Origin of the sequence: Streptococcus sp. DAT741 (assembly GCF_009866825.1) — a bacterium.
Taxonomy (GTDB): Bacteria; Bacillota; Bacilli; order Lactobacillales; family Streptococcaceae; genus Streptococcus; species Streptococcus ruminantium.
In genome coordinates this window covers 508,745-521,421 of sequence record NZ_CP019557.1, presented here as the reverse complement: position 1 = coordinate 521,421, position 12,677 = coordinate 508,745, and the positions used below count along the sequence as shown (strand labels likewise).

Below are 12,677 nucleotides of genomic sequence, written 5' to 3'. Positions count from 1 at the left end.
ATAAACTGAATATAATATTGGATCATAAAAACTACAATCTTTAATGCCAACTAAAATATTATAAGAAAAACTAGCCTAGATACATTTTCTAAGCTAGTTTTGTTCGAAATTCTCAGCTAACAGGAAGCCCTATAGCTCTTCACTTTTTTCTAGTACAATTTCTGACTTGGTTTCTGGAGCTTCCTTAGGCACAGGAGCCACTACCACATCATCAATGGCAATTTCAATATCTTCTGACACTACGATAGCCTCTTCAATATCTCCTGCTCCATCAACTGCTGAGGCTTTTGTTTTAGTCTTGATAGCTTCTAAAATATCTGTTGTGGATAAATTTTGTTCAGTTATTTTTTCCTTGAGTTGTCCCAAAGTTTCCAACGTTCTATCTTTGCCAGACTTGACTAAATCTTCTAATGTCAATTCCCCAGTTTCTAGTTGGGTCTTCACTTCAGCAAAACGTTCTGTCGCTTGTTTGCCAAAGTCCTGAGCCTTACTGACCAAATCAGCATTGATTTCTTCATGATTTTCTTTATAAACATTGGCAAAATTGACGACTTTTTCTTTGACTGCTTTACCACTTTTCGTTGCTAGAAAAGCCGCAGCCGCTGCACCACCAGCTGCTCCTAACAAAAGACTGGTCCATACACTACTAGATTTTCTTACCATTTTTTTCTCCTTTCTTACCTAAGAGAGATGAGAGAGTTGACAGGACAGAGAGAACACCGCCTGCTTTTACTGTACTTGCACCAGCAGACTTAGCCTTTACCGTCAAATCACGAGCCGAAGCATTCAAGTCTGATACAGAAGTTGACAAATCCGCCACTGCTACAAAAAGAGGATCTAAAGTGGACACCTTACCATTGACATCTTCCACCAGAACATTGGTTTTGGCTAGAAGTTCGTTGGTTTGGTAAAGCGTAACATTGACATCGCTGGTCAGGACTTTCAGTGTTTGCTGCGCTTCATCTGTCACCGCTCCCAACTTTTTCAACAGTGAAACAAGGTAAACCGCCACTGCCACAATCGACAAGGCAATCATCAAAATGGAAACTTCAATAATCATATCCTTCTCCTTTTAAGGTTGATAAAATGGGATGGAGGACTTCCTCCTCCGCACTAAAACCATCACAATACCGACCAGAATTAAAAGACCTGATACCCACTGGGAAACACGAACTCCTAAAAACATCAGACTATCTGTCCGCAGGCCTTCAATCAAAAGGCGACCGCAACCATACCAGATGAGATAAAAAGCTGTAATTTCTCCCTGTTTGAGTAACTTGGATCGTCTGCGTAAGATACAGATTAAGGCAAAGCCGAACACATTCCATAAGGACTCAAACAAAAAGGTCGGCTGGCGATAAGCCCCATCAATGTACATCTGATCCCTGATGAAACCCGGCAAATAGTTCAAACTGTCTACTGCCTTACCATAGGCCTCTTGATTGAAAAAATTTCCCCAACGGCCAATCGCCTGAGCAAGCATTACTGAAGGTGCAACGACATCTAGAAAATCTAGCGTTTCGATAAATCTATGTCGGGAAAAAAAGTACAATACGATGGCACCTGTAATCAAACCACCATAGATGGCAATGCCTCCGTTCCAGACAGCAAAGATAGATAAAAGATTGTCCTTATATTCACTCCATGAAAAGGCTACATAATAAAGCCTAGCTCCAACGATAGATAAAGGAAAGGCGATTAGGATAAAATCCAAAATGTCATCTTGACGGATCTTCTTACGCGGTGCTTCCTTTGCTGCTAAATAGATACCTAAAATCAGACCAAGTAAAATACAGATAGCATACCACCGAATTTCGACTGGACCTAATTTAATGGCAATAGGATTCATACTAACCTTCCCCCCTATTATGTGCAATCAAATTAGATAGACGTTCTTCAAAAATTTTCGTTGCGTCAACTCCCATCAGCTTGGCACGATGGTTCATAGCCGCTGCCTCAATAACCACTGAGATGTTTCGACCGGTCTTTACAGGAATGCGAATTTGTGGAACAACAATACCAGCAATTTCAATAGTATCTCCTGAGTTACCTAAGCGGTCAAAAACCTTATCAGCTTCAAAGTTTTCTAGATAGACAGCTAATTGAACTTCTGATGAATCCTTGACAGCACTAGCCCCATACAAGCTCATGATGTCGATGATACCGACTCCACGGATTTCTAGCAAGTGGCGCAGAATTTCTGCCGGCTCCCCCAAAAGCGTCACATCATCTTTAGCATAAACATCTACACGGTCATCTGCCACCAAACGATGGCCACGCTTGACTAATTCAAGACCGGTCTCACTCTTACCAATACCGGAATCTCCTTGGATTAGGACGCCCATACCATAAATATCCATCAAAACACCATGAACACTGGTTCGTTGAGCCAAGCGACTATCCAGATAAGAGGACAATTCTCCCGATAGACGACTGGTAGCTGTCTTGCTGCGACAGATGGCAATTTTCTTTTCCTTAGCAGCCTTATACATCTCCTCTGGTATTTCCAAGCCACGCGCAACAATGATGACAGGTGTTTCTGGCTGAAACATTTGAGAGAGAACCTGATAGCGGTTATGAGCTGTCATGGCCATCAAGTAGGACCACTCCTTCATCCCCATCAACTGAATTCTCTCTGGAGCGTAATAATCAAAATAACCTGTCATTTCCAAGCCTGGTCGTGTAATATCTGCTGTAGTAATTTGCTTTTGAAGCAATTCTTCCGTGCTGTAGGCACATTCAATACGCAGATTATTGACCAAATCTTTCACGTAAACGGTCATCTGTTCCCTCACTTTCCGTTTTATTCTATTATACCACAAGCCTTGGCTTCAAGGAAAAACAAGTCCCTATTTTAGCAAAAGGAACTTTACCTCAACCTTCTCAATGTTAGAAATGTTCTGAATATGCAAGACAAGCACTTTCTTTCCCTACATATTTTTCGTAAATCTGTTATACTCTATATATAAAAGATAGAGCAAGGAGAAGACCATGGAACCATTATTTCTAACACCTGTCATGCACGAAAAAATTTGGGGTGGGAATCGTTTAAAAACCAATTATGACTATGATATTCCAAGTGAGAAGACTGGTGAGTGCTGGGCAATCTCTGCCCATCCCAACGGTGTGACAACTATTTCAAATGGTTGCTATAAAGGAAGAGGGCTTGATGACCTCTATAAAAATGAAAAACACTTGTTCGGCCATCCAAGTGATCCAGTTTTTCCTTTACTGACGAAAATTCTTGATGCCAATGACTGGCTCAGTGTTCAGGTGCATCCGGATGATGCCTATGGCTTGACCCATGAGGGAGAATTGGGAAAAACAGAATGTTGGTACATCCTAGAAGCCGATGAAGGAGCTGAAATTATCTACGGTCATAATGCTCAATCAAAAGAGGAACTCAAACAACTTATTGATGAAGAGAACTGGGAACAACTCTTGACCCGTATACCAGTAAAAACGGGTGACTTCTTCTTTGTTCCAAGCGGTACGATGCATGCTATCGGTAAAGGGATTATGATTTTAGAGACCCAGCAATCTAGCGATACTACCTATCGAGTTTATGACTTCGACCGTCGTGACGAAGCTGGCAATCTGCGTGAGCTTCATATTGACAAGTCTATTGATGTTTTGACAATTGGTTCCGTCGCTAATGCGACACCAGCTCGTCTCTCATTGGATACCCTAGACTCTACTCTTTTGGTTTCTAGTCCATTTTTCACCGTTTATAAATGGTTGATTAAGGATAGAGTAACCATGGAGCAGACCGTCCCTTACTTATTGGTCAGCGTTATTGGGGGGCAAGGATTCATTCAAGTTGGCGATACTAGCTACTCGCTGAAAAAAGGAAGCCACTTTATCCTACCGGCCGATGTGACTGAATGGACTTTCACGGGAGAGCTAGAGCTTATTGTCAGTCATCCCAATTCGTCTAAAACATGAAAATAGAAAAATATTTGACAGATAGAAAAAAGTTCGTATTTTCAACCATATACACCATTGCTTCGGTCAGATTTGGGATGGAAAACACAAATTGCCGAGATACGCTTTACAGTCCCTATCTCCAACCTTTAATAGTTGACTAAACTCTTAAAGCCAATCAACCTCTGCGCTAGGATAGCAATACGAACTCTAAAAGTGAGGCTGGATTACCCAACCTCACTTTTTGCTATTCAAACCATGATTTATCTATTTTTTCTGCTTTCTTGATCTTACGTGGACCTGTCCCGTAGCGATCCGCATCCCGATCTTCTTTATAGGGTAAAAAATAAGCTGCTGCAATGTAAAGACCAATCAATATGAGCGGGATTCTACCTAGAAAAAGACCGGCAAGAAAAATAACCCTCGCCAACCAAACATCCCAACCAAACTTATGAGCTAGTCCAGCAAAAACACCGGATAAGACCTTACCCTGCCTCAGTTTATACAATTCAATTAACATCTTTTATTCCTTTCACATAAAACGCACTCTCCCCTGTTTGTGCCTTTATAAAGAGCAGGTCTCTACCAGACTTTTCAAACCGATAAGGACTAGTCTTTCTTTTCCGATTAACAAGGATCTGACCAGAACTAGATTCAATCTGACCACGGATACCTTGATCTTTGCCGGTCTGCAAAGTTAGAGGAGCCTGAGCTAATTGGACATAGAGATGCTGCGGATAACCACCACAAGTTGTCAAGCGAATATCCTGTTGTTTTTTATCCCTTGAACTACGGATAGAAATATCCTCAAATGGCAGATAATCCATACGCGCATCTGCCTGCCCTAAATCTAAATCTAGAACCGACATCCATTCCTGAGGCAAATAAATAAACAAATGGCAGGAGTGAGGACTAGTAAAATATAGCCCCTTATTTTCTACATAAATCCGAGGGAGTTTATCTTCTGGCGTTCCTTGATTGTAGACAATTTCAACATCAACCCGACCAGTCTTTGACTTTGTCAAGATCAATCGACCTTCTGACAATTGGAGAAAAAGTGATTCGATTCCTTCAAAGCTGTAAGCCTGTTTCAACTTTGAAGAAGCAAATACCTTAAAATTTGGCAAAGTAAACGTCAATTTTGCTTTTTCTTCCACAAAAAGAAAGTCTGGCTCTTGATTCATTTCCTTGAAACAGGCACGTGCCTCTTCCTTGGTCAAGATTCCTTTTTCGTACAACTCAATTAAGCGCTCTTCTTTCTTTTGTGTCATACACTCACCTCAATTCCTTTCTAGTATACCATATTTGCGTACAAAAAAATCAGCCCAAGGACTGATTCTCTACTGCTGCAATATCAGGCGGCCACGACACTTACCACAATGATATTTTGTTAGGTCAATGCGCCGCTTGCGCTGATAGACTTGCCCGCAAGATTGGCAGCTATACAGTAGGGACGGTTTGGCAATCTGCTTTAAGCTGGGAGCATAGCGCAGACCGTCCACCGCTTCTAATAAATCTTTAAAGTCTCTATCTCTATGTCGATAACCTTTTTTCTCAAAATAGAGATGGTAGTGACAAAGTTCATGGCGAACAATTTTCCGAAATACATCCAATCCCTGTTCCTCCAGGTGTCTGGGATTGAAATCTAGGTGTCCATCTGTCGGAAAAAAGCGTCCGCCTGTTGACCGCAAACGCCTGTTCCAAACTGCTTCATGGCAAAATACCTTACCGAAGTCCTCCAATGAGACCTGCCGAACATACTCAGTGAGCTTCACGAGGTGGCACAAGGGTCAGATTGACCTTCTCACGTTGTTGATCTAGTTTGTGAACCCAAACTGTTACCAAGTCACCGACAGACACCACTTGACTCGGATGCTTGATAAAATTCTTGCTCATATTGGAAATGTGAATGAGACCATCTTCATGGATACCAATATCAACAAAGGCTCCAAAGTCAACCACATTACGAACAACACCTTCTAACTTCTGTCCGATCTGTAGATCTTTAAAATCTAGAACATCCTGTCGGAGAACAGGAGCTGCAAAGTCATCTCGCATATCACGCCCCGGCTTAAGTAAGTCTGCAATAATATCTTTCAGGGTTTCCTGACCGATTGTCAATCCTTCCGCCATAGTTGCTATATCAACCTTGGCTAATTTTTCCTGCGCAGCTACATCTAAGTGATCAATCTCTAAAAGCGCAAGCAAATTCTCTACAGCCTCATACGACTCAGGGTGAACACCAGTATTGTCCAAAAAGTTGACCGCTTCTGGAATCCGCAAGAAACCTGCTGCTTGCTCAAAAGCCTTGTCTCCCAAACGAGGTACCTTCTTGAGTTGCTGGCGAGAGGTCAAAGCACCATTTTCTTCACGATACTTGACGATATTCTCAGAAATGGTCTTGTTAAGTCCCGCTACATGGGCGAGAAGAGCTGGACTAGCTGTATTGACATTGACACCGACTTGGTTCACCACTGTATCCACTACAAAATCCAAACTCTCCGATAGAAGTTTTTGGTTGACATCGTGCTGGTACTGACCAACACCGATGGACTTTGGATCAATTTTAACTAGCTCAGCTAGGGGATCTTGCAGACGGCGAGCAATGGAAATAGCAGAGCGCTTCTCAACAGTCAGGTCTGGGAATTCAGAACGTGCCAGCTCCGAAGCTGAGTAGACAGAAGCTCCGCTTTCATTGACGATGACATAGGAAACAGTCGGAAAATCCTTGAGTACATCGGCAACAAAAGCTTCCGATTCCCTGCTTGCTGTTCCGTTTCCAATAGCAATGATTTCCACCTGATATTGACCGATCAGAGCAGCCAATTCTTTTTTAGCTTCCAATATTTGAGACTGGGAAGCAGGTTTAACAGGATAGATGACCTGCGTGGTTAGAAGCTTGCTTGTCTGGTCTACTACTGCCAGCTTAGCACCTGTCCGGAAAGCGGGGTCAAATCCCAGTACTATTTTTCCTTTGAGCGGTGGCACAAGGAGCAGGCTACGGAGATTATCTGAAAAGAGTGCAATAGCCCCTTCTTCTGCTTTCTCTGTCAATTCTGTCCGAATGCGGCGCTCCATGGCTGGAATAATCTTTTTCTTGACTGCTTGACCAATGGCTTCTTTGATATAGGCATTTTTCTGCGGAAAACGCACTTCAAAGAAACGGATAACCTTTTCCAGATTATGCTCAAAGCCAACCTTTAAAGCACCGAGTTTCTCGCCACGGTTGAGCGCTAGCGTGCGATAGCCCTGCATCTTGGCTACTTTTTCCGAAAAATCATAATACATCTGGAAAACCAATTTTTCATCAGCTTCTGGATCTTTTACTTCCGAATAGAGGCTAGAATAGGACTGAATTTCATGATAGGTCCACGAACGGAGCTTGGTGTCTTCAGAAATGGCTTCTACTAAAATATCTACAGCTCCTGCTAGACATGATTCGGCTGTATCGAAACCTTCACAGATGAAACCAGTTGCTTGTTCCTCCAAATCAACCACATTCTGCAAAATCAAACGCGCCAATGGGAAGAGACCTGCCTCACGCGCTACCGTCGCCTTGGTACGACGCTTTTCTTTGTAAGGAAGGTAAAGTTCTTCGACATCAGCTAGCTTTTCGGCCTCCTCAATTGCCTGACGGAGCTGATCTGTCAATTTACCCTGTTCTTCAATCTTAGCAAGAACTGTTGCCTTTCGTTCCTCTAGAGCAGTCAAAGCCTTGTCCCGATCAATAATTGACTTAATAACTACCTCGTCCAAATTACCAGTTGCTTCCTTCCGATAACGGGCAATAAAAGGAATGGTATTCCCTTCGGCTGTCAAGGACAAGACCGTATCAATCTGTTTTAAACTAATACCCAATTCTTGGGCAATCTTCATATATTTTTCTTCCATAGTTCCTATTATACCATGAAAGCGGTATAATGCTCCTCAAAAATTAGCATCTACCATACCAATTTGAGACAAACAGTCTTTCACTTCCTAAAGAATACCTTTTTCTTTACAGTAACCTATCAACTTAGTTTGAGGAGCACTAGACAAAAGCATAACCTGATTACAATTTTAATGGGCTCTATAATTTCTGTAGTGGGTAAACCCCACTGTGGAGATTATAGGGCTTTTTGAGTATCAAAAAAGTCCCATAAGACTTATAATGAAAAGCGCTTAAACAACTCATTAGAAAGTATCTTATGGAACACATCAATAATACCACATTACTCATCGGAATTAAAGACAAAAATATCATCTTAAATAAAGCCATTCAACACGATACCCATATCGAAGTCACCGCTACACTTGATTATCACCCTCCCAAATGTAAACACTGTAAAGGAAAACAAATCAAATACGACTTCCAGAAACCTTCTAAAATTCCTTTTATTGAGATTGCTGGATTCCCTAGCCTCATTCGTTTGAAAAAGAGACGATTTCAGTGCAAGTCCTGTCGAAAAGTAACTGTTTCTGAAACATCTCTCGTTCAGAAAAATTGCCAAATTTCTGAAATAGTGAGACAGAAAATCGCTCACCTATTGCTCAACAGAGAGGCTCTTACCCATATCGCTGCTAAGCTCGCTATCTCTACCTCTACTGTCTATCGCAAGTTCAAGCAATTTCATTTCCAAGAGGAGTACACTACTTTGCCAGAAGGGCTTTCCTGGGATGAGTTCTCCTACCAGAAGGGAAAACTGGCCTTCATTGCTCAGGATTTTAACACCAAGAAAATCATTACCATCCTTGTTGACAGACGTCAAACAACCATCCGAAATCATTTCTTCAAGTACTCGAAAGAAGCTAGAAAAAAAGTTAAAGTCGTCACTGTCGATATGTCTGGAAGTTATATTCCTCTCATCAAGGTTCTATTTCCTCAAGCTAAAATTGTTCTCGATCGTTTCCACATTGTCCAGCACATCAATAGAGCTCTCAAGCAAACACGTATTGAAATCATGAAGCAATTTGACGATAAATCTCTTGAATACAGAGCTCTTAAGTACTACTGGAAACTTGTTCAAAAAGATAGTCGGAAACTGTCTCTTAAGGCGTTCTATGCTCGAACCTTTAGAGAAACATTAACTCCTAGAGAATGTCTCAATAAGATTTTCAAACTAGTCCCTGAGCTTAAAGATTACTATGACCTGTACCAGTTACTCCTTTTCCACCTGCAAGAGAAGAATACTGAGCAGTTTTGGGGCTTAATTCAAGACGCTTTACCTCATCTCAATCGCACCTTTAAAACCGCTTTGAGCACATTTATTCGCTATAAAAACTACATCACTAACGCCATTGAATTGCCTTACTCTAACGCTAAACTTGAGGCCACTAACAAACTCATCAAAGACATCAAGCGCAATGCCTTTGGTTACAAGAACTTTGACAAGTTCAAGAAACGTATCTTAATCGCTTTGAACATCAAAAATGAGAAGACGAAGTTCGTCTCCTCTCGCGTTTAGCTATAAGTCACCCACTACAGTTGACAATGAGCCTTTTAATGGTGTCGAGGAACCTCTAAATGATGCTCCATAAAATTTGATATCCGGATTTTCCCTTCCCCATTGAAAAGGGAAAATCCTTCACTACCAACCTCAGTCTATCTTGGTTTCCGTGAGTAGCGTAGTTTTTAACACAAACAAAAAACACCCGAAGGTGTTCACTCACATTTATAACTATCTTTCAAAGTTTATTTTTTTCGACAATGCATCAATAATAAGGGCTCCTACCAGTAAAGAAAGCAACTCTCCAGCCGCTGTTGTCAACCAAGTCAAAAAGAATGGGTTCCCATAAAGAAACTTCAATTCCAAAGCAATGGTAAACATGGTTGCCGCAAAAAAGAATGAGAAATAAAAGAAAGCCTTATTAAACAGACCAGAAAAGAGATACTCTTTCCTATATTTATCAAACAAGAAAACACCTAGACTAACAAAAATCAAGGTTGAGAATCCACCTACAAAGAGGTCAATCACTCCAAAACCGATTAAATTAGAAATCATGCAGCCTATCGTTACAGCCACAATATACTTACGGTTGTAAAAAGCCAAAAAGTTCAACATTTCAGACAAACGAAACTGAACAGCCCCAAAAGAAATAGCGTTGAGTGGGGGAGTAATTGTCAGAGCGACATAGATCGCAGCAACAAGAGCAATTTCTGCCATATCTTTGGCAGTCCATTTAGAAGTATTCATACCATTCTCCTTTAGCAAGATGCTTAAAATATGCTTGGGTAAAGTGAGCAAGCCCCAAGGATTGTTGATTTTTTAAGGATGTATTCAACAACGTTGTTTAGTATAGCACAATTTACATAAAAATGGTAGACTAATCCTATGAAAAATATTATGAAAAAAATCTTAGAAAATGAAGTGGTCCTCTATTTAATTTTTGGTGTGGCAACGACTCTTGTTTATATGGTAACTCGTATCGCACTATTTGCAATCATCAATCAGATTGTACTTGTCGCCCTGATTGCCAATATCTTTGCGATTCTTTTTGCCTTCGTAACCAATGATCGGATTGTTTTTAAACAAAGTTCTCAGGGCTGGTTTCCACGTTTCATCAAATTTATCTCTGCCCGCCTAGTCACCATGGGGCTAGACATGCTGCTGGCCTTTATCCTCGTTCAAGCCTTCCCAATCCTTATCGGTCAATTTGTTAACAATGATCTCAGGCTGGTCAACGCTATTGCCACTCTCTTCTCACAGATCACAGCTATCGTTTTAAACTATGTATTGAGCAAATTGTTTGTCTTTAAGGATAAACAATGAAACTAGAGAGATCGTAGGCTCGCTGAAACAAGTCAACTTACTCAGAAATAAAGTAAATAATCTGGAAGTCATCGGTTTAAAATGATTATTACAAATATCATAAAGCTTGATTTTGAAAAACGGAGTTTCCCACTGATACCGTCCAAGATGAACCAAATGACTAAAAAACGAATGAGCATAGTTACTGTCTTTTTGACTCATTATTATCATTCGTTTTTTCTATTCAATTACTTAAAGTTCAACTTCTGGATTCTCAATGGTTAAAAGTTGGATTTCTCCAGTGACACCAAAATAATCCTCGATTAACTGTTTTAATTCTGCTATCGCAGCTTGAGCAAGAGACGCCCGTTCCTGTGTTATTGATTCAATCACTAAAATTGCATCCTGAGTTTCCTCCGTCAACATGGTTCTTTGAGCCTCGCGCCAGTTAAAGTTTCTACAAACCGCACCCTCCTGGTCGTAGTAGATAATCTCTTCTGCTAAAGCCGGCGAATCCTCTTCTGCTCCCAATGGATAGAAAGATTCTCCTCCCTTAGCCTTTCCTAAATGTAGATCCCCTACAATCTTTTCCAGATCTTCTCCACCACAAGGAAGACCGTAGCGCAATGAAATGCTATTATAAAGATCAACTAACGGATTGATTGGGGAAAATTCTCTACCCTGACTAACTCGTTTCAACAAGGCTTCAATAGAAGAGCGCGCACCCTTTTTAGTTTTGAAATGGGTAAAAGCCTCGCGCCATTCCTTGATGACAAGGTTTTGTGTAAAAGGCTCTTCTTCAATATGTTTTTCTGCTTCTTTACATGCTTTTTTTAGTAAATCTGCAAAATAAGACTCTTTGCTAGCCTTTGAATGGTTATCTATTCCCTTGACAGTCAGGATAGCAATTTGTGCTGCTGGGAAAACCTCCCAAAAATGTTGGTCAATGATCAACTTCATTGAACTCACCTCCTCTCTTTAGTATACTCCTTTTTCATGGAAAAAACAAAAAAGAAGCTACCGGAGCTTCTTAGACCAAGTATAACAGGTTGACAATCAGTGAACAAGTTTCTATCCTTCTTTATCAATAGAGGTAAATTTTGCCTTAATCCGATTCAAAATAGAAACAATATCCCCATCTCTAGCATGAAATTCCTCTACCTGCATACTTTGAACACTGGCATTGATAATAGCACCAATAATCAATACCTGTGCCATAAAAATAAACCAAAGCATAAAGACAAGAAAGATAACAGCCGCCATCATTCGAAAATCCAGTAGCTTATTGGCATAGTTATCCACATAAATAGAGAAAAACTGTCCAATAGAAGCCATGGTCACAAGGACAAAAATAGTCCCAGGTAGCACATAACGCACTTTCTTTATACGAACATTAGGCAGGAAAAAGTAGAGCATAATCAAGGCAGCAAACAAGCCCATGAAGCCAATTAGCTGCGTTTGACTAAGAAGCCCTCTTAACCATCCATTTTCAAAATGAAATAATTTATCAATGGAAGAAAGGATGACCTGACCGAAGGTCAATAGGGTTATACTCAAGATGATAATAACTTGTAAACCAATCCCTAGAAAAATACCAATCAAGCGCCCAATAATAAAATCCCTATGTTTGTTAATTCCGTATGCCTTATTGACCGCCTTTTGCAAAATCGTCATACTGCACGACAAGGTCCAAAGCGTTGTAGCAATAGAAATCCCCAACCATGAAGTAGACGGTTTTGTCAGAACAGAAACCACAAAGTCAGAAACAGAAGGGTAGAGACGCTCAGGCACAAAATCAGCCAGTACTGTCAAAATCAAATCAATATCAAATGGGAAGTAGGGCAAAAGATTGGCCAAGGTTAACAGGACTGGAAAAATGGAAATCAATAAATAATAGGCTACTGCCACACTGGTCACATCAATATCTGAAGATTGATAAAGGGAAAAGAAGGTAGAACAGAATGTCTTTAATCCTTCCCAAAACTTAGCTTTTTTCATCCTCTTCTCCTTCTTTGTGTAGCTGTT

Annotated in this window: 14 protein-coding genes and 1 riboswitch; of the genes, 3 read left to right on the top strand and 11 right to left on the bottom strand. The window is 40.7% G+C overall.

The genetic code is table 11. The features are described 5' to 3' along the window. Positions 1-129 precede the first annotated feature (129 nt). The 4 genes from BZG42_RS02640 to hprK are packed head-to-tail and all read right to left on the bottom strand — an operon-like array spanning position 130 to position 2,783. Complete coding sequence (locus BZG42_RS02640) at positions 130-663, bottom strand: YtxH domain-containing protein (RefSeq protein ID WP_155964586.1); 534 nt, start codon at positions 661-663, stop codon at positions 130-132. Further along, positions 647-1,060, bottom strand: coding sequence for a DUF948 domain-containing protein (locus BZG42_RS02635; protein WP_079276121.1), 414 nt, complete (start codon positions 1,058-1,060; stop codon positions 647-649). The genes BZG42_RS02640 and BZG42_RS02635 overlap by 17 nt, the downstream gene beginning before the upstream one ends. A 12-nt stretch (positions 1,061-1,072) precedes the next feature. Next, the gene (gene lgt, locus BZG42_RS02630) at positions 1,073-1,849 is read right to left on the bottom strand and encodes a prolipoprotein diacylglyceryl transferase (RefSeq protein ID WP_024531613.1); all 777 of its coding nucleotides are present in this window, start codon (positions 1,847-1,849) and stop codon (positions 1,073-1,075) included. 1 nt (position 1,850) lies between these two features. After that, a complete protein-coding gene (gene hprK / locus BZG42_RS02625) occupies positions 1,851-2,783 on the bottom strand; it encodes an HPr(Ser) kinase/phosphatase (RefSeq protein WP_155996065.1) in 933 nt (310 codons plus the stop codon). Positions 2,784-2,991: 208 nt separating this feature from the next. Between hprK and manA the strand changes: the two genes are divergently transcribed. Next, positions 2,992-3,945 (top strand): mannose-6-phosphate isomerase, class I, encoded by a 954-nt coding sequence (gene manA, locus BZG42_RS02620; protein WP_155996063.1) that lies wholly within the window; start codon positions 2,992-2,994, stop codon positions 3,943-3,945. A gap of 226 nt (positions 3,946-4,171) precedes the next feature. On the opposite strand, the gene BZG42_RS02615 is transcribed toward manA, so the two are convergent. The 4 genes from BZG42_RS02615 to BZG42_RS02600 all read right to left on the bottom strand — a co-directional run bounded on the left by BZG42_RS02615 (position 4,172) and on the right by BZG42_RS02600 (position 7,815). After that, on the bottom strand, positions 4,172-4,444 hold the full coding sequence (locus tag BZG42_RS02615; protein ID WP_024531610.1) for a PspC domain-containing protein: 273 nt from the start codon (positions 4,442-4,444) through the stop codon (positions 4,172-4,174). Beyond that, entirely contained in the window at positions 4,434-5,195 is a 762-nt protein-coding gene (locus BZG42_RS02610) for a hypothetical protein (protein WP_024531609.1), read from the bottom strand. Before BZG42_RS02610 ends, BZG42_RS02615 begins: the two co-directional genes overlap by 11 nt. A gap of 69 nt (positions 5,196-5,264) precedes the next feature. After that, positions 5,265-5,699 (bottom strand): SprT family protein, encoded by a 435-nt coding sequence (locus BZG42_RS02605; RefSeq protein WP_155963281.1) that lies wholly within the window; start codon positions 5,697-5,699, stop codon positions 5,265-5,267. Then, positions 5,686-7,815 (bottom strand): Tex family protein, encoded by a 2,130-nt coding sequence (locus BZG42_RS02600; protein WP_120171414.1) that lies wholly within the window; start codon positions 7,813-7,815, stop codon positions 5,686-5,688. The genes BZG42_RS02605 and BZG42_RS02600 overlap by 14 nt, the downstream gene beginning before the upstream one ends. A 296-nt stretch (positions 7,816-8,111) precedes the next feature. On the opposite strand from BZG42_RS02600, the gene BZG42_RS02595 reads away from it, so the two are divergent. Continuing rightward, entirely contained in the window at positions 8,112-9,368 is a 1,257-nt protein-coding gene (locus tag BZG42_RS02595) for an ISL3 family transposase (RefSeq protein ID WP_159780065.1), read from the top strand. Positions 9,369-9,581: 213 nt separating this feature from the next. Here BZG42_RS02595 and BZG42_RS02590 read toward each other — a convergent pair whose 3' ends face one another. After that, positions 9,582-10,097, bottom strand: coding sequence for a QueT transporter family protein (locus BZG42_RS02590; protein WP_024531606.1), 516 nt, complete (start codon positions 10,095-10,097; stop codon positions 9,582-9,584). After that, a riboswitch (PreQ1 riboswitch) is annotated at positions 10,095-10,207 on the bottom strand. (Overlaps the previous gene by 3 nt.) Positions 10,208-10,247: 40 nt before the next feature. On the opposite strand from BZG42_RS02590, the gene BZG42_RS02585 reads away from it, so the two are divergent. Beyond that, positions 10,248-10,673 carry a GtrA family protein gene (locus BZG42_RS02585; RefSeq protein ID WP_373428438.1) on the top strand — a complete coding sequence of 142 codons (426 nt, stop codon included), beginning with the start codon at positions 10,248-10,250 and terminating at the stop codon, positions 10,671-10,673. Between the two features lie 231 nt (positions 10,674-10,904). On the opposite strand, the gene BZG42_RS02580 is transcribed toward BZG42_RS02585, so the two are convergent. Together BZG42_RS02580 and BZG42_RS02575 are read right to left on the bottom strand one after the other, a co-directional pair. Then, positions 10,905-11,612, bottom strand: coding sequence for a B3/B4 domain-containing protein (locus BZG42_RS02580; RefSeq protein ID WP_024531604.1), 708 nt, complete (start codon positions 11,610-11,612; stop codon positions 10,905-10,907). Positions 11,613-11,723: 111 nt separating this feature from the next. Continuing rightward, entirely contained in the window at positions 11,724-12,650 is a 927-nt protein-coding gene (locus BZG42_RS02575; RefSeq protein WP_024531603.1) for a YihY/virulence factor BrkB family protein, read from the bottom strand. Positions 12,651-12,677: the final 27 nt, after the last annotated feature.